This window comes from Aquisalibacillus elongatus, from assembly GCF_003843875.1.
In the GTDB taxonomy this organism is placed as follows: Bacteria; Bacillota; Bacilli; order Bacillales; family Alkalibacillaceae; genus Aquisalibacillus; species Aquisalibacillus elongatus.
This window is the reverse complement of the sequence record NZ_RKRF01000013.1, coordinates 1-21,908: the sequence shown is the minus strand read 5'-3', so window position 1 is coordinate 21,908 and position 21,908 is coordinate 1. Positions and strand designations below refer to the sequence as shown.

Here is a 21,908-nt window from a genome sequence, read left to right as displayed (position 1 = left end):
ATTAGTTTACTCTCGAACGTAGCAGGTCTATTCTCGATAACGATGTGTGTTGGTCTATTCTCGAAAATGAATGCTCTATTCCCGGAAACAAAGAGTCAATTCTCAAATAGAGAGTTCAATTCCCAAAAGCACATTTCATTAAATTACAAACTTTAATCTTGCAATGATAATGATTTTCATTTACAGTAAGAGTAGATACTTAATGTTTCGCGATGTTTCATTATTAAGGGAGCGTTGTCATATGGAAACCCTATCAGCGAACAATTTAACGCTTGGTTATGGTGACAAAATAATTATAGATGAATTAAATATAGAAATCCCTAAAGGTAAGGTATCCGTCCTAATCGGCAGTAATGGTTGCGGTAAATCAACATTACTACGTTCGATGGCGAGATTACTTCAGCCAAAATCAGGTGAAGTGGTGTTAGACGGTAACCATATTGCGAAGATGAACACGAAAGAAGTTGCTAAGCAAATGGCGATTTTACCTCAGGGTCCGGAAACACCAGAAGGTTTATCTGTTTATCAACTCGTTAAAATGGGTCGTTATCCTTATCAAGGTGTCTTTAAGAAATGGTCTCAAGAAGACGAAGATGCGGTCAATCAAGCGTTGGAAGACACGAACTTATTAGATCTGAAATTCCAATCTGTAGATGAATTATCTGGCGGTCAACGTCAGCGCGCTTGGATTGCGATGACACTTGCGCAAGATACAGATTTAATTTTACTCGATGAACCGACAACGTATTTAGATATGACGCATCAGATTGATGTGTTAGACCTGCTTTTCGAACTGAACGAAAAAGACAACCGCACAATTGTGATGGTTCTTCACGATCTAAATCTTGCATGCCGCTATGCCGATCACATCGTGGCAATTAAAGATAAAAATGTTTATGAAACAGGCCAGCCAGAAGATATTGTGACTTGTGATCTTGTGTACAACGTATTCGGTATGAATTGCGATGTCACGTATGACCCACTATTCGGGACACCAATGTGCATCCCTCACGGAAGAGGACGTTGTATTCTAGCCGAAGCACATGCTGAGAAAACAGGCTATCGAAATAATTGCTTAACATCAACTCTTAAGGCGACGAACTAAGCCTTAAGAGTTTTTTTGTATATGGAAATAAATTTTGTCCACATTAAGAATGAGGTGGATAAGATGGATAAACGTAAATTTTATGTCAACATAGAATCGCGTGAAATTTCGGAGCTTAAAGCAGGAAATAATGATGAGTTTGTGATTTACGGAACGCCAAATGACATTATTGAACTGCGTGAATGTCTAGAAGATATGGAACACGCAGAAATGGGAACGTTCTGGCGTTCGCATATGCCTTTTAAAGAATATCATCGGGATGAAGATAATGACGCGTATGATGCTTGTTTGTTAAAAACGTATAAGATGATATACGAACTAGGCGATGAGACAGCTAAGGAACATATTGAACAAATGCCGTTTTTTGATGAATTTAATAAAATTGAATAATAAAACCGCCCTCTTCAAAAGGGCGGTTTTCACGTTTAAGCTTCAGGAATCTCTTTTGTAGATTCATCATAATCGTAATACGTACGTTCAATCGTCTGAGTTACAGTAGTATCGGAGTCATCTTGTCGGCTCATCACAAAACTAGTGTTAAGGGCCTGCACTTGATAATCACCATTAATCTCTACTTCAATGCTTACCTCTTGAACATCTATATTGCCTTCTTCAATCGGCAATTCTTCTGCCCCCAAGGCAGAAGTCGTCAATTGTTCAAAAACATATGACTGATAATCTTCACCTTCACTAGTTAGATTTAATACATAACCATTCTCTTGTTCTTCAACTGTCATGTCATCTTGGAGTTCCTGCATTCGATTAAGAATGGTTGGTAAATGACGCTGATTTTTCATTAAATCCGTTAAGTTTGTAAGTGGTTCCTTAACAATAGGATTCACAGAATCATTCTCATCTACAACATATAACTGGTCATCTCTAAGAAAAATAGTGAAATTACCATAATTAGTATCAAGCTCTGTTAAAAACTGAAACGGGTTTGTTTGAATATAAGTGGTATCTTCTTGCTCAACGGTTAATGAGTCTTTTAGCTCAGGGAGCTCTAACTCCTGATTTAAAGTAAAGTCGACCATGACATTGGATACTTCTTCAGATTGATCGACACTTTTTTGTAAAATTTCTGATGCATCGGTCTGATTTTCTCCTTCATCTGTAACCTTATCATCGCTACAACCGACTAATACCATAGATAAAACTAATAAATACAATAATGAATGCTTCATTGTAAACCTCCTAAATTATAGACTAAAAGTGCTATTTTGAATAAAATTTGAAAATCCCGTTTATAAATAGTTCGAAATAGGAATAGTATTTATGAGAGTTAAATTAATAGAAAGGTGGGTAGGATCGTGAAAAAACTTATTTATCTATTAACGTTAGTCGCACTTATACTAGTTTTAATTCCATTTACATTAGCTCATGTAGAGGCTGATTCGAATTCTTACAAAGCACAACAAGCTCAAGAACGCGTGGCTTTTGGAAAAGAGCCGATCAGTCAAGTTAAAGGACAAGCTACAGAGCAAAAAGAACTATCAGATGAACAGGTAATCACGATCACAAATCAGTTCATGGATCACTTAATTCAGGAAACTGAATCTGATTATGAAGTTAAAAACTATCAATCTTTAGAAGAATATAAATCTAGTTTCAAAGATTTAGCTTCGAAAAATGTTGTCGATCAATTCGTAGATTATTATTATGAGGAACGTGGACAAGCATTATACATTAAACCGACAGAAACTCCAGCTTGGTTAATTCCTGACAATGATTTTAACACAGAACGCTTAAGTGACGATACGTTCCGTGTAACGCAGACCAATGATATCGAATTATATGGAAAATATCGAGTGATCTTTGATATAAAATTGAATGAAAATGACGAACCGTATATAATAAACGTACAATACCAATAAACACAAAAGGACTGTTAGCAGCTAGTGGAAGTATTTAAAGATTATTATCACAATACGGTAAAATTAGTCATCGGAAGAGAACATTTCTCAAAACATCCAAAACATGTGTGGGTAATCACACGTTATGAAAATCAGTGGCTTCTCACTAAACACGCCGATCGAGGGATGGAGTTTCCTGGCGGTAAGGTCGAAAAAGGGGAAATCGCCGAAGAAGCCGCGATCCGTGAAGTAAAAGAAGAGACTGGAGGTTTAGTCTCGGAGCTGTATTTCGTAGGCCAGTACCATGTTGATGGTAAAGGCAGCGAAATCATAAAGAACATTTATTTCGCTAAGGTAGATGTGTTAGAAAAGGAAGAGCATTATTACGAAACAGAAGGTCCTGTCTTGATGGACACTCTACCCACCAAAATTCTAGAAGATTCGCGATTTAGCTTCATGATGAAAGACCAAGTGCTGAATCATGCGCTAAAAGTTATTCAAGAAACTTACTTATAAAGTAAAATCCTGTGATGTCACTGACATTACAGGATTTTTTATGTATCCAGCGGGTGAGTTTCACCTCCAACAGGGTGTCATTCACTAATTATAAAACTGATCTCGATCATCTATGAAATCCATCGTAACGCTGTTAATTTCTTTATTAAACTTAACCCTAATTAGAACTTCATCCAGTTCATCACCTTTAAGGAAAGTCGTTTGGACGGTGCTATGGCTTCTTCCATCAAATTCCTCATAAAAATAGGAAGCCTTGGCTTGCTCGAATCCTTGGGCATAAACGTATTCTTCACCCTCAAGACTGTAATTATGAACGCCGCCAGACTTCATTGATCTCTGTAACCATTCATTAGCTTTCTTAGGAAGCTCATCTTCAACCGATAAGAATTCTACATCAATGACAGGCTCGGGATTAGCTTCACTCTCTTGATCCTCCTGACATCCAAATAAGAAAACGATCAATATACCTACCGTAATTAGTTTTTGTATTGTGCTCATAAATGTCTCCTCCCTAAAGCTATATTTTACCATAAACACTGGTACAAAAATTAGAAATTTATAGTAAAATAGGCAGAAAAGAAGGGGGGGTGGATATGGATATTGTTTATAAATTCACAATCTCAATTGGCGTTGTTAGTACGATAATATTAATTTTTGGGTTAACTGAGGCATTGATCAGTCAAAACTCAAGTGGGATCCTCACCTTAGCCATTGGATTTATATTGATGTTCATTAGTTACTCGATTTATAAGGTAGCCGCTCACATTGAAAGCCAAAATACATATTTCAAAAACCGAATTTCAGATTTAGAAAAGCAAATTGAGAAGTTGAAGGTTGGACAATAAAGAACTTTGAGAAGAAGGTATAGAATCGTCTGAAAAAAGGGGGACTACAAATGTTAAAAATCCTAAGAATAATTTTTTCTGTCATTGCTGGTATATTTGCTGTTTATGCATTAATGACTAAGAATTTTGAGGTCTATCCATATATGTTTCTTTTCTTGAGTCTAATGATGTTAGTAATGGGATTAGAAGAATTACAAAAAGGACGGAAAGGTTATGGTTGGCTTAGTATTATGACCTTTTTATTTGTATTCTCTGGAACATTTTATATTTTCACTTTGAGCTAAAGAATTCTATTTAGATAAAAAATTGACATCAAAAAAGAGCTTAGAGTAAAAAGTTTGTGAAGAAATGTACTTAAAGTAACTGGGCAGTTTAGTTTTGTAAGGAATTTTTTGGGAGGGATGAGTTTTTGAAGAATAAAAATTTTATAAGGGTTTTATGTGTTTCTTTAATTTTATTTTTATCATGGAGTACATATCACTATTGGAATTTATATAACGAACTACTAGAAGACTCAAGAGATAAACATGGTATGGAAATATTTGAATTAGCAAGAAGTTTTGATAATCTTAGTGAGTTATTTTTGTATAATGAACAGCCTCATGAACTATCGAAAACATTTTTTGGAATAGCAAATCCTCACGCCAAAATGAGTAGAATTAATGGTGACTATCGTGGTCGACCAATTTCATATAATGAATTTGAAGAACCATTAAATTATTTGTATAAAAAATTAGAAGATGACATAACCAAGGAAGAATCTGAGTTAATTCATGAAAAAGTCAAAGAAGTTGCAGACCTTTATTATTCTGTCACTGATACAGATTTATCAGAAATGCTAACGGAAGTTTCCCGAGAACGGCTAGAAGAAAAATCGAATCAAGCGTTAAATATATTAAATGAATTGGTAAGAGAGCTTGAAAAGTATTAAATTATTTTCAGAGAATATTGAACTAACGAAGGCGATAGTTCAATAAGAGTGATCTCTCTTAAGCTAACGGGGCAGAAGAGTTTAATTAGCACTTATTCTTAAGTTTTCGTTTTTAATATATTAGATAAACTTCTCAATAACTTCGAAAGGAGGAAAGAATTTTTGAAGAAATTAATTAATATTTTGGGTTTTATACTTGTATTAATTATGCTTTCAGCTTGCTCACAAAATACTATCAATGAAGAAGAGGAAGATATAAGAGCAGAGAGACATCCTATCGATATAACATTCCATTTCGAGCCTATAGAGGATGCTAAGCCATCAGAACCTAAATATCAGTATACGATAATTTTAAAGAATACGTCATCAGAGTCTTATAACTTACAATTAGAAGATGATTTAAAATACAGCTATGATTTTATTTTAGAGGATAAATCAGAGACAATACTTACAGCCACTGGTACTAGCGTTTGGAATAAGGAAGGAAACGAAAATAGTTTTCTTCTTGCACCAGAAGAGGAAATGGTCTTAACTAAGGGAGCTTTAGGTGATATTATACCTAGCGGAAAATATTTAGTTGATTTTCACTTTTATCCTTTACATGAACAAGTTAATTTAAAATTTGATTTTGAAGTAGGATAGATACCTGAAATAATTATTGTAGTTATGTCCTATACGTGTGTTGAGAAAGAACATATCGAGTTTGTTCTAATTCAAGTAACGGGTGTAATTCTTTAATAGGAGTAATCGTCGAACCACCTGTAATAGGTTAAAATTTTAGGGGGGAGAAAAATAATGATAGACATAATTTCCTTTATTATTATTTTTGTTATGATATTGTTCTTTGGTATTTATTATTATTTAGGTTTTATAAAGCCAACATCATTACAAATTCAACTATTAGGTATTCACATAATTTTATTTGGTGGCATCCTTTTTCTAAATGGACATCAAACAATGAATTTCTTGATTATGAATTTAGGTCTGTTTGTTGGTGTTTTTGGGACCTTTAGTAACAAGGGTCAGTCAACAAATAAGTAAACGTTTATTCAGCTAATTGGGGCAAGAGTTGAATATGTAAATCCCGTGTTGACCAACTATAGAGACAATAATCTCTAACATTATTTTTAAAGGGAGGATATTTAAATGGAAAAATACAATTCAGTTTTACTTACAATTATTACTTTGGTTTTATTGTACATAGCATTTATAATCTCAGACCCAAGTTTTGGAGTAGGATATTAAGCTAAAGGGGCTTATGTTGAATAAGGTTTTATTCATTTAAAATAGATGTACTTATTTTATATTGTTAATTCTTCTTTAACTATAGGGGGCAATAGTTTAATAACGACATCACCATTTTGTTCAATTAAAATTGAAAAACAAACAGAAAGTCCAAATGAAATTATAATAACCTAGTCTTTAGAACTTGAGGTGAATTAATGTGGGTGTTGAGCATACAAACCAAGTTGACTTTATTGGAATTAATAAAGAAACAGACTTTTGTACTCTAACGATAATTGATAGCCTTGAATGGGATAATGAACGTGAACATTTGTTATTACTTTAAGAAAAAATAAATACTTACCTAAGTTTTATTGAATCTGGTGAAATCTATAAAACCTACTCTCCATCAAAAAATAAACTAGGTTTAAAAATTCAATAACAACGAATTGTGAAAGCTTTCTTCAACAAGTCTCACAAATTGTTTCTAAAGCTGGATTTATATTAAATTACTCAATTGGAACAGAAAAAAATACTTAAACTATACGGGGGCGTTAGTTCAGTAAGAGCGTTTGTTCTTAAGCTAACGGACAGGATGATTTGAGAAGGGAGAATTTAATTTGTTTAAAAAAACTTTTAAAACGATAAGACCATTTTTAATAGGAATTCTCACAATTACAGTAATTGTCCAAGGAATTGTTATATATCAAGAGAAGAATGAAAATCAAAAACTGCAAGAAGCATTTTTTAAATCATTTTATTATGAGCTAAACAATACAATATCCGATATTGAAAATGTATCAACAGATGATGAAGGTACCGAGTTAACCTATAAACTTAACCGAATAGATAAAAGTTTGACACGTACAGCTCTTGTAATGGAATCCGGGCATCTTTTTTTAAATAGAGGTATAAATCGTAGTAGCTTAGAAGGATTTTTTTATCATCAACCTATAATGGAGTTTGCCAAAGATGGAAGTTTGTCCGAAAATGAGAAATCAAAACTAAACAATATCAAAAAAGCATTAGAAAAAGTGAAAGAAGATTCAAAAGAACAAGGACAAATTAATAAAAAAATGAGTATTGAAAAATTTAATGAGATTATAAAAGAGAATCAAACATTGTATTTTAAATGACTATAGAAATCATTTAAATAAATTTTGAGTCTGAAAGCTCCTATTACACTAACGGGGGCGTTAGTTGAAGAAGGGAAATATAAGCAAAAAGGACTTAGAAAAAAATCTAAGTCCTTTTTGTGTGGTGGTTACTAATTTATTTTAGAGTGAATTGTATTGTGATTTTAACAGCGGTTTATCGCTTTGCACCTCACAACGGAAGGTTAAGAAAAAGTTTTTTTGTGAATTCACCCTCTAAACACAGGGCCAGCTTTTACAATATCCTCTGTCACATGGTTAAATTTCTTGAAGTTGTCGTGGAATTTAGATGCTAAGTCTTTTGCTTTTTCATCGTAAGCAGAAGGGTCATCCCACGTTTTCTTTGGATTTAGAACATCGCTTGGAACGCCAGGGCAGTGTTTTGGAATAGATAAACCGAAGAATTCATCCTGCAACGTTTCAACGCTCGCAAGCTCGCCTTCTAATGCAGCTTGAACCATCGCGCGAGTGTAACCTAACTTCATGCGTGAACCTACGCCGTATGGGCCTCCAGTCCAGCCTGTATTCACTAAGAAAACTTGTGCGTCGTGCTCATCAATTTTCTCACCTAACATTTTTGCGTATTCAGCCGCTGGAAGTGGTAAGAACGGTGAGCCGAAGCAAGCCGAGAACGTTGCTTCAGGTTCTGTGATGCCACGCTCTGTTCCAGCTAATTTACTTGTGTATCCGCTTAAGAAATGGTACATCGCTTGTTCTTTTGTCAATTTGCTGATCGGCGGTAAGACGCCAAACGCATCTGCGGTTAAAAAGATAATCGTATTCGGATGTCCTGCAATACTTGGCGTAATAATATTATCAATATGATCAATGGCATAGGCTGCGCGTGTATTTTCTGTTAAACTTGTATCGTCATAATCCGGCATGCGCGTATCGTCATTGACGACGACGTTCTCTAAAACGGCACCGAATCGGATTGCGTTATAAATTTGCGGTTCTTTTTCTTCAGACAAATTCACGCATTTTGCATAGCAGCCACCTTCGATATTAAAAATACCGTGTTGTGACCACGCGTGCTCATCATCACCGATTAGACGGCGGTTTGGATCAGCAGATAATGTCGTTTTACCCGTACCGGAAAGTCCGAAGAATAGTGCAACATCACCTTCAGGTCCAACGTTTGCTGAGCAGTGCATCGGTAGCACGTCTTGTTTTGTTGGAAGTAGATAGTTCATGACTGAGAAAATGGACTTTTTGATCTCACCGGCATATTCAGTTCCACCGATTAAGACGATTTTATGTTTAAATGAAATGATGACAAAAGCTTCTGAGTTCGTACCATCAACAGCAGGATCAGCTTTAAATTTTGGAGCGGATACAACTGTGAATTGTGGATTATGATTGTCTAGCTCCTCTTTTGTCGGGCGGATAAATAATTGGTTGGCAAATAAATTGTGCCAAGCAAACTGAGTGACAACCTGAATCGGTAAGCGATATTTTTCATCAGCACCAGCGAATCCGTTGAATGTAAAAAATTCTTCCTGTTCGCCTAAATAATCGGTTACTTTTTGAAATAAATTTAAAAACGTGTCATCATCGATTGGCTGATTAACCGAACCCCATTCGACTTTATCAGATGATTCCTCATCATTTACGATAAATTTATCTTTTGGTGAACGACCTGTATAATTACCTGTTGTCGCGCTAACAGCACCTGTTGACGTGATAATTCCCTCATCACGAGCTAAAATACGTTCTACTAAACTAGCAATGGATAAATTATCCTGATTTTGTTTATGGTCAGTTAATTGAGAAACCGCAGTTTGCGTATTCATCGTCTTCACATTGATCATCCTTTACACTCCAGATTTATCATTTTGTCTTATTCGATTAATAGTATAACACATTTGATTAAATAAACCATACTATTTATTTAACTTTCACATTTTATTCTTATTTTTATTATATATCCCTTATTATAGTTCTTTCATACGAGAATTGACAGGCAAAATGTTTCACGTTATGATAATGCAGAAACGGAATTTCTCTTATCCAGAGCAGGCGGAGGGAGCAGGCCCTATGAAGCTCGGCAACCATCACATTCGTGACAGGTGCTAACCTGATGCAAGGGAATACCCTTGAACGATAAGAGTGAAAGGCAGTTTTTGTTAACCTTTCCTCTAGCGGGGAAGGTTTTTTATTTGTTTAAAGAATTATGGTAAGACTAATAATAGAAGCTTTTCACGACATAAGAGAGCCGTTGAAGCCAATAATCGAGGAGGAAACGATTAAATGACAAATCAACGACGCCTATTTACTTCGGAATCCGTAACCGAAGGCCATCCGGATAAAATGTCTGACCAAATTTCGGATGCAATTTTAGATGAAATTATCAAAGATGACCCCAATGCCAGAGTCGCATGTGAAACGACAGTAACGACTGGATTAGTACTAGTAACAGGGGAAATTTCGACTACTACTTATGTGGATATTCCAGCCATTGTCCGTAAAACGATTAAAGACATCGGCTATACGCGCGCGAAGTTCGGTTTTGATGCTGAAACATGTTCGGTGTTGACCTCGATTGACGAACAATCCCCTGACATTGCACAGGGGGTAGATGAGGCATTTGAAAAACGCGAAGGCCAAATGACCGATGATGAAATAGAAGCGATCGGTGCAGGGGACCAAGGCTTAATGTTCGGTTACGCATCAAACGAAACAGATGAATTAATGCCACTTCCGATTTCGTTATCTCACAAGCTAGCGAAGCGTTTAAGTGTCGTTCGTAAATCGGGCGAACTAAGTTACTTACGTCCTGATGGAAAAACTCAGGTGACAGTGGAATATGACGATGATGGACAGCCAGAACGTGTTGATACGATTGTTATTTCAACACAACATCATCCAAAAATCACGCTAGAGCAAATCAATGATGATTTAATTGAAAAAGTCATCCGCCCAGTGGTGCCGAAGCATTTGATTGACGACAAAACGAAGTATTTTATTAATCCGACTGGCCGTTTTGTGATCGGTGGCCCACAAGGTGATGCTGGACTTACTGGCCGCAAAATTATCGTCGATACGTATGGCGGATATGCGCGTCATGGTGGCGGTGCCTTTAGTGGTAAGGATGCCACAAAAGTTGACCGCTCAGCGGCATACGCGGCTCGCTATGTTGCGAAAAACATCGTTGCAGCAGGCTTAGCTGATAGCTGCGAAGTTCAACTAGCTTATGCGATAGGCGTTGCTCAGCCAGTATCGATTTCGGTTGACACGTTCGGAACTGGGAAGGTTAGTGAAGTACAATTAGTTGAAGCGGTACGCGAAATATTCGACTTACGCCCAGCAGGAATTATCAAAATGCTAGACCTACGCCGCCCGATCTATAAGAAAACAGCGGCATACGGTCACTTTGGACGTACGGATGAAGATTTTACGTGGGAGCAGACGGATAAAGTAGAGGAATTGAAAAATTATTTAAGTCATAAGACGGTCTAAGGAATAAGAGCATCGAAGATAAATTCGGTGCTCTTATTTTTAAAATTTTTAAAGCTATAAGGAGGAAGGTGTTATGAGCTCAAGAGTAAAATTACCACTAACACCTGAAGAAAAATCCAACCTGAGACAAGCTAAGGTCAAAATCAGTGATCTACAACATTGTAGTGTCGAAGAATTCATAGACATGCTAAACATCCCACGGCATAGGGCAGATATCTTAAAAGGATTAGCTGATTTTCAATCTGTTCCTTCTATTGGATATCAATTGGCTGAGAAGTTAGTTTATCAGCTAAATATTTATTCATTGACTGATATAAAAGATCAAGACGGTGCTGATCTGTTTGATCAATTAGAAAAACGATTAGGCGTGTGGACGGATAGCTGTGTGGAAGATCAAATTCGTTGCGTCATTCATTATGCGAACCATCCCAAAAGTGATAAGCAGTGGTTTGATTTTACAAATGAACGGAAGGCATATCGTGAACTTAACGGTCATCCTCATGATAGACCGATTAAGGCGTGGTATGAATGAAGGAACCTGCTGGTAAATTTCAAAAACATGTTGATAAATAGGAAAAACCTGCAGGTAAATTTCAAAAACCTGCGTGTATTTCCCGAAAACCTGCTGATAAGTATCAAAAACCTGCGGGTAAACCAATTACGTTTTATGAGATATTTTAGCCCAATGGTAGAACACTAATATTAGAAATATTATAAAAGATATCATTAAGTGCTCTAGCCAACTCATGTTTGGCGAAGCGATCAAATGCCAAATAGTCGCTGCAATTAGATATATGATAGGTAACTGAATACTTTTCTTAATCATTTAAATCCCCCAAAAGATGGTGATATTAGTGGAACAAAAATTCGCTATAATTACTGACATTCACGGTAATAATGCTGCGCTCAGCGCTGTGTTAAACGATATAGACTGTGACCCCAACATCAACCACATATATTGTTTAGGCGATTTAATCGGCATCGGTCATGAGACGAATGAAGTGTTAGACCAGCTTTTTTCTAGAAACGATATTATATATGTAATAGGTAATCATGATGAAGCGGTCTTGGATATTCTTTCGGGCAAGGAGCCTGAAAGTGTTGGTGAAGAAAGAGAACATCACCAATGGGTTGCGGCAGGGCTTAGCAGCGAATTTTTACCTAAGTTACAAAACATGCCTAAGGAACATCGGGAAACTATTGCCGGTAAGAAGTGCAGGTTTATTCATTATCATATGGACCAAAACCTACATTTTTTGCCGATTGATCATCGTCCAACAATTGATCGGCTTGATGAGCTCTATCAAGATGCCCCAGCAGATATTATTTGCTTCGGGCACCATCATTTCATTCATCACTTTAGATCAAACCAAGGTCTATATATCAATCCCAGCTCTTTAGGGTGTCACCAGCACCCACTAGCTCCATATGCTAAAGTGAAAATTGGAGAATCAGGCGAGATAGATGTCTCTTTTATTGAAGTTCCTTATGACAATAAAGCGTTTTTATTACAGTTCGAAAAGGAGAATGTCCCCGCTAAGGATTTTATATTGAAAAATTTCTATGGGAATCAGCATTTAGACTTTATTTGAGCACTCGCAACTTGGTTTTGAGCAGTAATCGAATGAATTTGAGCACTCACAAGGCTCTTTTGAGTACTAATTGCTTCCTTTTAAGCACTTAGTAAACACGAAACGCTTGGAGCTGTCTCCAAGCGTCACCTTAATTTTCTTCTTCTATTTCTTTATAAACCTGTCCTTTATCTACATAAGTCTGCCTGATGCGGTCCATCTCCTGGTAGTCCTCATCGGTCAGTTCGCGAACGACTTTCGCAGGACGGCCGAATGCCAGCGTGTTCGCCGGAATTTTTTTGCCTGGAGGAACTAAGCTCCCTGCCCCGATAAACGCGTTTTCGCCAATCTCGACATCATCTAAAATCGTAGCTCCCATACCGATAAGAGCATTTTTCTTAATATGGCACGAATGAAGTAACACTTGATGTCCGACAGTCACGCCATCTTCAAGTATAAGAGGCGTATTCGGACTTTGGTGGAGCATGCTCTGGTCTTGAATGTTGACGTTATCACCAATGATCGTCGGTGACACATCACCGCGAATGACGGTTTTGAACCACACGCTACTGTAAGCACCGATGGTTACGTCGCCCGTGATGACGACGTCGCTAGATATATAGGCTGTCTCATCGATTTTTGGATGTTGACCTTTGTATGGAAGAATCATGTTGCGCCTCCTTTATTAAACCTCAATGTGATTAGTATTTTAACATAAAACTTTGAAAATTTGACAACCGAACTTGGAATATTATGTTAATATATGTGTTGACAAAGGGGGATGAATTAATGGAACAGTTGTTAAAACAAATTCAGGTACTGAGTGAAAAAGAACCAAAGACTCTAGAACAAATGGCGTTGAAATTATCGGAAGAAGCGGGTGAAACCGCCCAAGCAGTCCTATCCTACCAGCAGGCAAGCGGTAGCGATTATAAGCAATTAGGGATTAATGATGTCAAAGAGGAATGTGTCGATGTTGTGCTCGTGGCTTTGGCAATGTTTTATCAATTGAGTGATGACGAAGAGGAAATCCATCATTTCATCAGTCAAAAGCTTGAAAAATGGGAGAGTAAAATTAAAATTTGAAAATAGAGGTGTTGTAATATGGAGCGATTCATCAAGACATTTTTTCTAGCGTTTTTATCAAGTTTTTTAATTTTTATTGTTTCGAACATTCTCATTCACAGTGGAAATAATTTAGAGGAAATTATTCTTCCAATAGGAACTGTAATTGTACTACTCCTATGCTATATCATCTCACAATTGCGATTGATCCTTGATAAAATGAATGAAAAGTAGCTTGATATGCTTAATCGAAAATGTTTCCTATGTGCCACTTTTGATGTCTTATGCTAATATAATAATAACAATACATAGTTGGGAGCGATGGGGATGTTGGTGAGAGAATCGAAGAACCCTAAGGCCGTCATTGTCGCAGTCCACGGGGCGTTTGAGCACTCTGGAAGGTACGAGTGGCTGTTCGATCGCTTTAATCATTTCGGCTATCATGTCGTAGCTGGCGATTTGCCGGGCCAAGGGAAAACAAATGGAAAAAGAGGACATATCAAGTCGTTTACAGAATATATTGTGACCGTTCTATCTTGGCTCGATGAAGCGAAAAAATACGAGCTACCTGTCTTTCTGTTTGGCCATAGTATGGGTGGCTTGACCGCAATCCGAGCAGCCCAACTATATAAACCAGATGTTGCGGGGATCATTTTATCATCTCCGGCATTAGGCATGAAAAATGGCTTGGCGCGCCCAGTCTATTATTTATCTAAAATTTTAAATGTCGCAACGCCTTCTGTGCGGTTTAAAACAGGTGTCAAAACGGAAGTGGCTACACGTAATGAAGGATATAATGCGCATGATGTGTCTGATCCGTTGTTTTTAAGAAAAGTGTCTGTTCGCTGGTACCATGAGTTTGAAAAAGCAATTGCTCATGCTCATAAAGACATTAAAAAATATCCTAATGATGTACCAACGATTTTACTTCAAGGTGGCGTCGATCATTTAGTCGACATTGACGCTGTTAAAGAATGGTTTAACGGCATTGACACGACAGAAAAATCTATTAAAATATGGGAAAATCTATACCACGAAATTTTAAACGAACCCGAACGTGATCAAGTATTGGATGATGTCATTAACTTTATCAATCAGCACATTGACTAGGAGGACGTTACATTGTCTTTGCGTGTCCCGAAAACGTTACCGACATTATTAATTACATGCTATAAACATATTTTTCCCGCGGTGCGGAAGGAATTAGCTTACTGGACAGATTATGCTAAGCGAATCCCAAACGAGGAACTGCGCACACAGGCTTTGGCAAGCATTGATACGAAGACGTTTCACTGTGAGGGCGGAGCAATTTACGCCACACTGGCCAAAAGTCGCTGGTACGATGCGATCCGGTTTATTGTCGCTTATCAGACGATTAGCGATTACTTGGACAACTTGTGTGACAGAAGCACGTCGATGGACCCTGATGACTTTAGACGACTACATGATTCCATGTTAAATGCCATTTCCAAAGATCCGGTCGCCAATCAAACGAATTATTACGAATTAAGAGAAGATCAAGATGATGGTGGTTACTTGGCATCATTAGTTGATACGTGCCAAGAAGTCGTGCAGTCGACTCCGAATTATGAAGCGGTATATCCTAAGGTCAGGCGGCTCGCGCAGTTATACATCGATCTCCAGGTACATAAACACGTGAAACTCGATGAACGTGTACCTCGGCTGACTCATTGGTATGATAACGAAAACGAGCACGACGATGTGTTGTGGAATGAATTTTCGGCGGTAACGGGCTCAACGATCGGCATCTTTTCGATTGTGTCCTATGCGTTAAATGGCTTTAATTATAGTAACCAAATCATGAATGCCTATTTTCCTTACATGCAAGGCCTACATATTTTATTAGATTACTACATCGATCAACAGGAGGATGAAGAAGAAGGCGATTTAAACTTTTGTCATTATTATGATGATGAGAAAAAGACGATCGAGCGGTTAAAGTTTTTTATTAATGGCAGTCAAGATTCGACCCAAAACTTACCGGACTCTGATTTTCACCAACTGATTGTCTCAGGCCTCGTCGGCTTGTACTTATCGGACTTAAAAGCAGATGAACTTCATAATGGTGAAAAATTTAAGAAAGAACTTCTTCGTCACAGTGGCCATAAAGCCCGATTGATTTATTTAAACGGACGGGCTTATCGTAAGTGGAAGAAGAAAAAAGGGTTGGGGCAATAAAATAGCTGTGAAGCAAACTTAAGTAGTTCAGTTTGGGAAGTACCCCTAATTAAACTGCTTTTTTTATATTAAAAAATAATTGGGGGAATTTTAAGATAATTAATTTATTTATGGTAAAATTAGTTAAATAATGTTCTTAAGAAGAGTGGGTGAATTAAATGGGAATTAGGTTAGAAAAGGCAACCGATAAAGATGCAGATTCTATTTTCGAGATTCAGGTTAAGGCGTTTACCCCTTTATTGGATAAATATAAAGATTATGATACTAATCCAGCTAATGAAACCATTGAAAGAGTAAAGTCAAGAATTGATAATCCAAATGGTTGTTTTTATAAAATATTAGATGACAACAAACTCGTGGGAGCTATATGCATATTTTGGAAGGAGAATATACAGTTTTGGATCAGTCCTATGTTCATTCTCCCTAATTACCAAGGAAAAGGTATAGCTCAGGAGGTTATCAAAATAACCGAGAATATGTTTCCTCAAGCAAGGTCTTGGGAACTAGCTACAATCTTGGAAGAAGAGCGTACCTGTCACCTTTACGAAAAGATGGGATACTCCAGAACAGAAGTAAGCAAGAAAATAAATAATCATGCAACTTTGGTTTTTTATAAGAAGAAATGTTAGAAGGACATTTCCCAATGACAGAAAGAATTGAACAGTAACTATATAAAGTTGTGATAGTGGGAGGAAGATGGCATGGATATTGTGATAATTGTGATAACGATCGGAGTTGTTATGATTGCTATAACTTCTCTATCAATTGAAGCTAAATTGAGGAAAGCCATTGAGCAAAACAAAGAAATTATAGAGTTGTTAAAACAGGTGAAAGAAAAATGAGAAATAAGTATACATAATTAAAGGAGAATATTTCATGGCTAAAACTAAATTAGTTTTTGTACTCTTGTTATTTTCTTTTATATTAATAGGTTGCCAAAATAATAACTTAAACTTAAGCGACGATGTTACAAGTATCGAGGTGTACGAATGGGAAAGTCAAGATCTGGTCGCTACTATTGAGGATAAAGAATTTATAGAAGAACTTGTAAATGAGTTAGATCGTGCCAGAACAGCTTCAACTGCATCTATGGACTTTGACTCACCTGATTATGAAGTGCATTTTAATCATAATGAAGAAACGCTATTTAAAATGGGCTATTATAAAAAAGTTATGAATTTAGAGGTTGAAGGTCGTTATTGGGATTTTGGTGAAGATAGGTTGTATAACGTTGAGCTTCAGTTGCCTTTCAGAAGTGTTGATTGAATTGTGTTAAAGAGGATTATTCAGAACTTATTGTATTTTGGCTATATTACTTATGAAGAGGTGTCATTTTATGTTTTTAATTGAAAAGGTCTTTACTTCCATACTAAGTGCTTTCATTTTGGCAGTTATACTTGCTAACGATTTTCAATACTTCAAACCAGTATTTTTGATATCCTTACCTGTATTCTTAATAGCAGGCCTTGTATGTACATATATAACTGAATTTTACGTATTGGATAAAATTAATGTTAATAGACCCTTTCAAAAATATATAATGTCACTTGCTATTTTTGGATTAGGTGGAATGGTGGCGATTTCACTTTTTGCATTACTGCAAGGGAACTTGTTTGATCTTAACATGCTTGCGTTAATAATAATGGGTTTAATGCCTGCCATATTATATTTTCATATAAGTTTACTCATTCAATTTGTATCATCGAAATTTATAACATAAGGTTTTATTTTTTATATAAATAGACCACAAAAGGTGCTTTGTCACTTCGGTTGACCATTTTGTATTGGGCAATGTCACCTTTATTGGCAGGAAAGGTTTTGAGGTAGTTCATCAAGTCATTTTTCTCAGCTTGTCCCTCTTCATGCCCCGGATAAACAACGATGACGATATAGCCGCCACTTTTCAGTATTGGAAACAGGCCGTTGATCGCTTGAATGGTTGTGTCACCAGAGGTTGTTACTTGATGGTCGCTACCTGGCAAAAAGCCAAGATTAAATATGACGGCATCTATTTCATGGATTCCTTTATCATCTAAAATTGATGGAGCGTTTTCGTGTCCTTTTAAATGCATCTCAACTTGTTTAATCCCGTGTTGCTCAAACAATGACTTTGACGACTGAAGGGCTTCATCTTGAACGTCAAACGCGATGACTTTTCCTTCAGGTCCAACTAATTCGTTTAAATACAAACTATCATGGCCGTTACCGAGCGTGGCATCGACGACGGTCGAACCAGTAGTTATAGATTGAGCTAGTAGGTCGTGCGCAAATGGGATAATCTGCTTCATGTTCATCTTCCTTCTAAATAAAAAATCTCATACTTATAATATCACGTCATCATGGTTAATAATATAGATAGAAAGACAGTTGACATTTCGCGGCCAATTGAATAGAATATGTATTAAATTAAAATAGTACGACGTGAATGAAGGAGTAGTAAGAAGTTTTGTAAGTTTTCAGAGAGGTAGCGGTTGGTGCGAGCTATCCTTACAGCTTTTGAACTCGCCTTCGTAGTTGTTCATCTGAACTGAAGTAAGATGAGCCGTCTCATCCGCGTTAAGGATTTCAAGTGAGTACATAAACGTACTAATTTGGGTGGTACCACGGGTAAACTCTCGTCCCAGCAATAGTTGGGATGGGAGTTTTTTTATTGGTTGGCCCTTAAAAATATAATAGGAGGAATTGATATGGCATTTGATCATCAGAGTATTGAACAAAAATGGCAAACATATTGGGAAGAAAACAAAACGTTTAAAACAGATTCTCATTCAGAAAAGCAAAAGTTTTATGCGCTAGATATGTTCCCGTACCCTTCAGGTTCAGGTCTTCACGTCGGGCACCCTGAAGGTTACACAGCGACAGATATTATCTCGCGCATGAAGCGGATGCAAGGTTATGAAGTGCTTCATCCAATGGGGTGGGATGCATTTGGCCTTCCAGCTGAGCAGTATGCAATTGATACAGGTAACAGCCCTGCTGTATTTACTAATGAAAACATCGCGACGTTTAAGCGTCAAATCAAGTCACTAGGTTTTTCATACGATTGGGATCGCGAAATTAACACAACAGATCCGAAGTATTATAAGTGGACGCAGTGGATTTTTCTTAAAATGTACGAAAAAGGGCTCGCTTATATGGATGAAGTTCCAGTTAACTGGTGCCCAGCGCTTGGTACTGTTCTTGCCAACGAAGAGGTCATTGACGGAAAAAGTGAGCGCGGCGACCACCCGGTGATTCAAAAACCGATGCGTCAGTGGATGCTTAAGATTACAGAGTATGCTGACCGCCTACTTGAAGACCTTGATGAGCTTGATTGGCCAGAGAGTCTAAAAGATATGCAGCGTAACTGGATCGGAAAATCTGAAGGTGCTGAAATTACATTCTCTATAGATGGTACCAACGAAACCTTTAAGGCGTTCACGACACGTCCGGATACGATTTTCGGTGCGACATATGCGGTATTCTCGCCTGAGCATCCGCTAGTTGATGACATTACAACTGATGATCAACGAGATGCCGTTCAACAATATAAAGATGAAGTACAAAAGAAAAGTGAACTTGAGCGTACCGATCTAGCTAAGGATAAAACGGGCGTTTTCACGGGTGCTTATGCAATTAATCCAGCAAATGGTGAGAAGATGCCAATCTGGATTGCGGATTACGTGCTTATGACTTATGGAACAGGCGCTATAATGGCGGTTCCAGCTCACGATGAGCGTGACTATGAGTTTGCGAGTAAGTTTGAGCTCCCAATTGTTGAGGTTGTATCTGGCGGAAATATTGATGAAGAAGCTCATACGGAAGACGGTGCGCACGTCAATTCGGACTTTTTAAATGGTCTAAATACAGATGAAGCCATTGAAAAAGCGATTGAATGGCTAGAAAATGAAGGTCACGGCGTACGTCAGACCACGTATCGTCTTCGCGACTGGCTATTTAGTCGTCAACGTTACTGGGGTGAACCAATCCCGATTGTGCATTGGGAAGACGGAACGATGTCGGCGCTTGATGAAAGCGAGCTGCCGTTAGAACTGCCTGAGACGGACCAAGTCAAAACATCTGGCACTGGCGAATCACCGCTTGCGAATATCTCAGAGTGGCTAGAATATACTGATCCTAAAACAGGTAAAAAAGGTCGCCTTGAGACAAACACGATGCCGCAATGGGCGGGAAGCTGCTGGTACTATCTTCGTTATATTGACCCAGACAACGACGACATGCTAGCTGACCCTGAAAAACTTAAGAAATGGCTACCTGTTGACCTTTACATTGGTGGTGCTGAGCATGCGGTTCTTCACCTACTTTACGCACGTTTCTGGCATAAAGTCCTTTATGACCTTGATGTTGTACCAACAAAAGAGCCGTTCCAGAAGCTCTTTAACCAAGGGATGATCCTAGGTGAAGGTAATGAGAAGATGAGTAAGTCGAAAGGTAATGTAGTAAACCCTGACGATATCGTTCAAACGCATGGCGCTGATACACTTCGCCTTTACGAAATGTTCATGGGGCCTCTAGATGCATCGGTTGCGTGGAGCACGAACGGCCTAGATGGCGCGCGACGTTTCCTTGATCGTGTGTGGAGATTATATGTGGAAGAAGATAAGCTTTCATCACGCATTTCAGATGAAGCGAACGAAAGCTTAGAGAAAGTTTACAACGAGACGGTTAAGAAAGTAACCGAAGACTTTGAGGAACTAGGCTTTAACACAGGCATTTCTCAAATGATGGTGTTTGTAAACGAATGTTATAAAAATGAGGTTCTTCCACGAGAGTACGCAGAAGGATTTGTAAAACTACTATCTCCAGTGGCACCACACCTAGCAGAAGAAATTTGGTCCATTCTAGGCCATGAAGGCACCATCGCTTATGAAGCGTGGCCAACGTATGACGAATCGAAACTCGTAGAAGACCAAGTCGAAATTGTTCTTCAGGTGATGGGTAAAGTACGCGGGCGTGCACAAGTCCCTAAAGATGCTGGAAAAGAACAACTAGAAGAGCTAGCTCTTAACGATGAACGCGTTCAAGAGTGGATCGAAGGCAAGACAATAAGAAAAGTTGTTGTCGTTCCAGGAAAATTAGTCAACATTGTGGCCAACTAGTCATATAGTTTAAAGAAAACTTTATTAACGTCCTCAAACGATTTGTTTGGGGGCGTTTTCTAATGGATATAAATTGACACTATAAAAACTGTATTTATAAGATGGAAGTAGAAATAGAAGAAGGAGAGGATAAATGTGAGCGAAGAGATTCATGAGATAATGCCAGAAGAATTAGACGAACAATTAGATTCAGGTAAATATGAAGTTGTCGATGTGCGTGAAGATGAAGAAGTAGCAGATGGAATGATTCCAGGTGCTAAACATATCGCACTTAATACAATTCCAGATCGATTAGAAGAATTTTCGAAGGACAAAGAATATGTAATGGTTTGCCGCTCAGGAAGAAGAAGTTATAATGCATCACTATATTTGGCTGAACAAGGCTACACTGTTCATAACTTAAAAGGCGGCATGCTAGATTGGAAAGGCGAAGTCATATTTTAATTCATTTTGGTTAAAATAAGGTTGCTTTTGAAGTGATAATTTTATAATAAAAAATGTGATTTACCCATTGACTTATACGTTTGTGCATATTATTATATTACTTGTCGCTTTTGAAGCGGCCTTAACAAAACGCAACAAAATATATTGACTTCTAACAAAAAGTTATGATATATTTAAAGATGCGAATGACACATGAAACAAGCTATTTAATCTCTTTAAAAAAGTTATTGACGATGCTGTTTCACACGTGTTAAATTATGAAAGTCGCTTTTTTGAGGCGGCAACACATCTCATTAAAACAATTTAAATAAGTTGTTGACGCATTAATTTGCGAGATGTTATGATTCTTAAGTCGCTTTTTGAGCGGCGCCATTCGAACCTTGAAAACTAAACAAAATAGCCTGTCGTCAATTCACATGTTTCGCATTTGATTGGGCGAAACA

28 protein-coding genes, 1 pseudogene, 1 riboswitch and 1 other annotated feature are annotated in these 21,908 nt (G+C 37.5%); of the genes and pseudogenes, 23 read left to right on the top strand and 6 right to left on the bottom strand.

Annotated elements, in window-relative coordinates; all coding sequences use genetic code 11:
• Nucleotides 1–241 precede the first annotated feature (241 nt).
• Both EDC24_RS13230 and EDC24_RS13225 read left to right on the top strand, forming a co-directional pair.
• On the top strand, nt 242–1,105 hold the full coding sequence (locus tag EDC24_RS13230) for an ABC transporter ATP-binding protein (RefSeq protein WP_124223415.1): 864 nt from the start codon (nt 242–244) through the stop codon (nt 1,103–1,105).
• Between the two features lie 63 nt (nt 1,106–1,168).
• On the top strand, nt 1,169–1,495 hold the full coding sequence (locus EDC24_RS13225) for a hydrolase (protein WP_124223413.1): 327 nt from the start codon (nt 1,169–1,171) through the stop codon (nt 1,493–1,495).
• 35 nt (nt 1,496–1,530) lie between these two features.
• Here EDC24_RS13225 and EDC24_RS13220 read toward each other — a convergent pair whose 3' ends face one another.
• Nucleotides 1,531–2,289 (bottom strand): DUF6612 family protein, encoded by a 759-nt coding sequence (locus EDC24_RS13220; RefSeq protein ID WP_124223411.1) that lies wholly within the window; start codon nt 2,287–2,289, stop codon nt 1,531–1,533.
• A 126-nt stretch (nt 2,290–2,415) separates the two neighbouring features.
• Between EDC24_RS13220 and EDC24_RS13215 the strand changes: the two genes are divergently transcribed.
• Together EDC24_RS13215 and ytkD are read left to right on the top strand one after the other, a co-directional pair.
• A complete protein-coding gene (locus tag EDC24_RS13215; protein ID WP_124223409.1) occupies nt 2,416–2,979 on the top strand; it encodes a hypothetical protein in 564 nt (187 codons plus the stop codon).
• 24 nt (nt 2,980–3,003) lie between these two features.
• Entirely contained in the window at nt 3,004–3,474 is a 471-nt protein-coding gene (gene ytkD, locus EDC24_RS13210) for an RNA deprotection pyrophosphohydrolase (protein ID WP_124223407.1), read from the top strand.
• Between the two features lie 84 nt (nt 3,475–3,558).
• Here ytkD and EDC24_RS13205 read toward each other — a convergent pair whose 3' ends face one another.
• A complete protein-coding gene (locus EDC24_RS13205; RefSeq protein ID WP_124223405.1) occupies nt 3,559–3,972 on the bottom strand; it encodes a hypothetical protein in 414 nt (137 codons plus the stop codon).
• A gap of 95 nt (nt 3,973–4,067) precedes the next feature.
• Between EDC24_RS13205 and EDC24_RS13200 the strand changes: the two genes are divergently transcribed.
• From EDC24_RS13200 to EDC24_RS13170, 7 genes and pseudogenes are all read left to right on the top strand, one after another.
• Complete coding sequence (locus EDC24_RS13200) at nt 4,068–4,319, top strand: hypothetical protein (protein WP_124223403.1); 252 nt, start codon at nt 4,068–4,070, stop codon at nt 4,317–4,319.
• A gap of 50 nt (nt 4,320–4,369) precedes the next feature.
• Nucleotides 4,370–4,603, top strand: a complete 234-nt coding sequence (locus EDC24_RS13195) for a DUF3953 domain-containing protein (RefSeq protein ID WP_124223401.1) — start codon at nt 4,370–4,372, stop codon at nt 4,601–4,603.
• A 248-nt stretch (nt 4,604–4,851) separates the two neighbouring features.
• Nucleotides 4,852–5,250: a hypothetical protein gene (locus tag EDC24_RS13190; protein ID WP_170158594.1), complete on the top strand. Its 399-nt coding sequence runs from the start codon at nt 4,852–4,854 to the stop codon at nt 5,248–5,250.
• Nucleotides 5,251–5,412: 162 nt separating this feature from the next.
• Entirely contained in the window at nt 5,413–5,892 is a 480-nt protein-coding gene (locus EDC24_RS13185; protein WP_124223398.1) for a hypothetical protein, read from the top strand.
• Nucleotides 5,893–6,045: 153 nt separating this feature from the next.
• Complete coding sequence (locus EDC24_RS13180) at nt 6,046–6,291, top strand: hypothetical protein (RefSeq protein WP_124223396.1); 246 nt, start codon at nt 6,046–6,048, stop codon at nt 6,289–6,291.
• A 403-nt stretch (nt 6,292–6,694) separates the two neighbouring features.
• Nucleotides 6,695–6,916, top strand: a pseudogene (locus tag EDC24_RS15455) (DUF6572 domain-containing protein).
• Between the two features lie 178 nt (nt 6,917–7,094).
• A complete protein-coding gene (locus EDC24_RS13170) occupies nt 7,095–7,610 on the top strand; it encodes a hypothetical protein (RefSeq protein WP_124223395.1) in 516 nt (171 codons plus the stop codon).
• Nucleotides 7,611–7,837: 227 nt separating this feature from the next.
• Here EDC24_RS13170 and pckA read toward each other — a convergent pair whose 3' ends face one another.
• Nucleotides 7,838–9,421: a phosphoenolpyruvate carboxykinase (ATP) gene (pckA, locus tag EDC24_RS13165; RefSeq protein ID WP_124223633.1), complete on the bottom strand. Its 1,584-nt coding sequence runs from the start codon at nt 9,419–9,421 to the stop codon at nt 7,838–7,840.
• 210 nt (nt 9,422–9,631) lie between these two features.
• Nucleotides 9,632–9,738, top strand: a riboswitch (SAM riboswitch).
• 140 nt (nt 9,739–9,878) lie between these two features.
• On the opposite strand from pckA, the gene metK reads away from it, so the two are divergent.
• Together metK and EDC24_RS13155 are read left to right on the top strand one after the other, a co-directional pair.
• Nucleotides 9,879–11,087 (top strand): methionine adenosyltransferase, encoded by a 1,209-nt coding sequence (metK, locus tag EDC24_RS13160; protein ID WP_124223393.1) that lies wholly within the window; start codon nt 9,879–9,881, stop codon nt 11,085–11,087.
• A gap of 73 nt (nt 11,088–11,160) precedes the next feature.
• The gene (locus tag EDC24_RS13155) at nt 11,161–11,619 is read left to right on the top strand and encodes a helix-hairpin-helix domain-containing protein (RefSeq protein ID WP_124223391.1); all 459 of its coding nucleotides are present in this window, start codon (nt 11,161–11,163) and stop codon (nt 11,617–11,619) included.
• A 126-nt stretch (nt 11,620–11,745) separates the two neighbouring features.
• Here EDC24_RS13155 and EDC24_RS15230 read toward each other — a convergent pair whose 3' ends face one another.
• The gene (locus EDC24_RS15230) at nt 11,746–11,913 is read right to left on the bottom strand and encodes a hypothetical protein (protein WP_170158593.1); all 168 of its coding nucleotides are present in this window, start codon (nt 11,911–11,913) and stop codon (nt 11,746–11,748) included.
• A 28-nt stretch (nt 11,914–11,941) separates the two neighbouring features.
• On the opposite strand from EDC24_RS15230, the gene EDC24_RS13150 reads away from it, so the two are divergent.
• Nucleotides 11,942–12,679 (top strand): metallophosphoesterase family protein, encoded by a 738-nt coding sequence (locus EDC24_RS13150; RefSeq protein WP_124223389.1) that lies wholly within the window; start codon nt 11,942–11,944, stop codon nt 12,677–12,679.
• A 130-nt stretch (nt 12,680–12,809) separates the two neighbouring features.
• Here EDC24_RS13150 and EDC24_RS13145 read toward each other — a convergent pair whose 3' ends face one another.
• On the bottom strand, nt 12,810–13,328 hold the full coding sequence (locus tag EDC24_RS13145) for a gamma carbonic anhydrase (protein ID WP_124223387.1): 519 nt from the start codon (nt 13,326–13,328) through the stop codon (nt 12,810–12,812).
• A 119-nt stretch (nt 13,329–13,447) separates the two neighbouring features.
• On the opposite strand from EDC24_RS13145, the gene EDC24_RS13140 reads away from it, so the two are divergent.
• From EDC24_RS13140 to EDC24_RS13115, 7 genes are all read left to right on the top strand, one after another.
• Nucleotides 13,448–13,744 carry a MazG-like family protein gene (locus tag EDC24_RS13140; protein WP_124223385.1) on the top strand — a complete coding sequence of 99 codons (297 nt, stop codon included), beginning with the start codon at nt 13,448–13,450 and terminating at the stop codon, nt 13,742–13,744.
• Nucleotides 13,745–14,050: 306 nt separating this feature from the next.
• Nucleotides 14,051–14,833: an alpha/beta hydrolase gene (locus EDC24_RS13135; RefSeq protein WP_124223383.1), complete on the top strand. Its 783-nt coding sequence runs from the start codon at nt 14,051–14,053 to the stop codon at nt 14,831–14,833.
• A gap of 12 nt (nt 14,834–14,845) precedes the next feature.
• The gene (locus EDC24_RS13130) at nt 14,846–15,922 is read left to right on the top strand and encodes a tetraprenyl-beta-curcumene synthase family protein (protein WP_124223381.1); all 1,077 of its coding nucleotides are present in this window, start codon (nt 14,846–14,848) and stop codon (nt 15,920–15,922) included.
• A gap of 158 nt (nt 15,923–16,080) precedes the next feature.
• The gene (locus EDC24_RS13125) at nt 16,081–16,551 is read left to right on the top strand and encodes a GNAT family N-acetyltransferase (RefSeq protein WP_124223379.1); all 471 of its coding nucleotides are present in this window, start codon (nt 16,081–16,083) and stop codon (nt 16,549–16,551) included.
• Nucleotides 16,552–16,623: 72 nt separating this feature from the next.
• Nucleotides 16,624–16,764: a hypothetical protein gene (locus EDC24_RS15225; protein ID WP_170158592.1), complete on the top strand. Its 141-nt coding sequence runs from the start codon at nt 16,624–16,626 to the stop codon at nt 16,762–16,764.
• Between the two features lie 34 nt (nt 16,765–16,798).
• Nucleotides 16,799–17,188, top strand: coding sequence for a DUF5301 domain-containing protein (locus EDC24_RS13120; RefSeq protein ID WP_124223377.1), 390 nt, complete (start codon nt 16,799–16,801; stop codon nt 17,186–17,188).
• Between the two features lie 70 nt (nt 17,189–17,258).
• On the top strand, nt 17,259–17,642 hold the full coding sequence (locus tag EDC24_RS13115) for a hypothetical protein (RefSeq protein WP_124223375.1): 384 nt from the start codon (nt 17,259–17,261) through the stop codon (nt 17,640–17,642).
• Between the two features lie 4 nt (nt 17,643–17,646).
• On the opposite strand, the gene mnmM is transcribed toward EDC24_RS13115, so the two are convergent.
• Nucleotides 17,647–18,210, bottom strand: coding sequence for a tRNA 5-(aminomethyl)-2-thiouridylate-methyltransferase MnmM (gene mnmM, locus EDC24_RS13110; RefSeq protein WP_170158591.1), 564 nt, complete (start codon nt 18,208–18,210; stop codon nt 17,647–17,649).
• 125 nt (nt 18,211–18,335) lie between these two features.
• Nucleotides 18,336–18,548, top strand: a binding site (T-box leader).
• 61 nt (nt 18,549–18,609) lie between these two features.
• On the opposite strand from mnmM, the gene leuS reads away from it, so the two are divergent.
• Nucleotides 18,610–21,021, top strand: coding sequence for a leucine--tRNA ligase (gene leuS / locus EDC24_RS13105; RefSeq protein WP_124223371.1), 2,412 nt, complete (start codon nt 18,610–18,612; stop codon nt 21,019–21,021).
• 159 nt (nt 21,022–21,180) lie between these two features.
• Nucleotides 21,181–21,465 (top strand): rhodanese-like domain-containing protein, encoded by a 285-nt coding sequence (locus EDC24_RS13100; RefSeq protein WP_124223631.1) that lies wholly within the window; start codon nt 21,181–21,183, stop codon nt 21,463–21,465.
• Nucleotides 21,466–21,908 lie beyond the last annotated feature (443 nt).

Coding starts and splice junctions, on each gene's coding strand:
- EDC24_RS13125 (WP_124223379.1), top strand. CDS start 16,081: ATGGGAATTAGGTTAGAAAAGGCAACCGATAAAGATGCAGATTCTATT.
- EDC24_RS13145 (WP_124223387.1), bottom strand. CDS start 13,328: ATGATTCTTCCATACAAAGGTCAACATCCAAAAATCGATGAGACAGCC.
- pckA (WP_124223633.1), bottom strand. CDS start 9,421: ATGAATACGCAAACTGCGGTTTCTCAATTAACTGACCATAAACAAAAT.
- EDC24_RS15230 (WP_170158593.1), bottom strand. CDS start 11,913: ATGATTAAGAAAAGTATTCAGTTACCTATCATATATCTAATTGCAGCG.
- EDC24_RS13115 (WP_124223375.1), top strand. CDS start 17,259: ATGTTTTTAATTGAAAAGGTCTTTACTTCCATACTAAGTGCTTTCATT.
- leuS (WP_124223371.1), top strand. CDS start 18,610: ATGGCATTTGATCATCAGAGTATTGAACAAAAATGGCAAACATATTGG.
- EDC24_RS13140 (WP_124223385.1), top strand. CDS start 13,448: ATGGAACAGTTGTTAAAACAAATTCAGGTACTGAGTGAAAAAGAACCA.
- EDC24_RS13205 (WP_124223405.1), bottom strand. CDS start 3,972: ATGAGCACAATACAAAAACTAATTACGGTAGGTATATTGATCGTTTTC.
- metK (WP_124223393.1), top strand. CDS start 9,879: ATGACAAATCAACGACGCCTATTTACTTCGGAATCCGTAACCGAAGGC.
- mnmM (WP_170158591.1), bottom strand. CDS start 18,210: ATGAAGCAGATTATCCCATTTGCGCACGACCTACTAGCTCAATCTATA.
- EDC24_RS15225 (WP_170158592.1), top strand. CDS start 16,624: ATGGATATTGTGATAATTGTGATAACGATCGGAGTTGTTATGATTGCT.
- EDC24_RS13195 (WP_124223401.1), top strand. CDS start 4,370: ATGTTAAAAATCCTAAGAATAATTTTTTCTGTCATTGCTGGTATATTT.
- EDC24_RS13200 (WP_124223403.1), top strand. CDS start 4,068: ATGGATATTGTTTATAAATTCACAATCTCAATTGGCGTTGTTAGTACG.
- EDC24_RS13100 (WP_124223631.1), top strand. CDS start 21,181: ATGCCAGAAGAATTAGACGAACAATTAGATTCAGGTAAATATGAAGTT.
- EDC24_RS13120 (WP_124223377.1), top strand. CDS start 16,799: ATGGCTAAAACTAAATTAGTTTTTGTACTCTTGTTATTTTCTTTTATA.
- EDC24_RS13155 (WP_124223391.1), top strand. CDS start 11,161: ATGAGCTCAAGAGTAAAATTACCACTAACACCTGAAGAAAAATCCAAC.
- EDC24_RS13180 (WP_124223396.1), top strand. CDS start 6,046: ATGATAGACATAATTTCCTTTATTATTATTTTTGTTATGATATTGTTC.
- EDC24_RS13230 (WP_124223415.1), top strand. CDS start 242: ATGGAAACCCTATCAGCGAACAATTTAACGCTTGGTTATGGTGACAAA.
- EDC24_RS13135 (WP_124223383.1), top strand. CDS start 14,051: ATGTTGGTGAGAGAATCGAAGAACCCTAAGGCCGTCATTGTCGCAGTC.
- EDC24_RS13225 (WP_124223413.1), top strand. CDS start 1,169: ATGGATAAACGTAAATTTTATGTCAACATAGAATCGCGTGAAATTTCG.
- EDC24_RS13190 (WP_170158594.1), top strand. CDS start 4,852: ATGGAAATATTTGAATTAGCAAGAAGTTTTGATAATCTTAGTGAGTTA.
- EDC24_RS13220 (WP_124223411.1), bottom strand. CDS start 2,289: ATGAAGCATTCATTATTGTATTTATTAGTTTTATCTATGGTATTAGTC.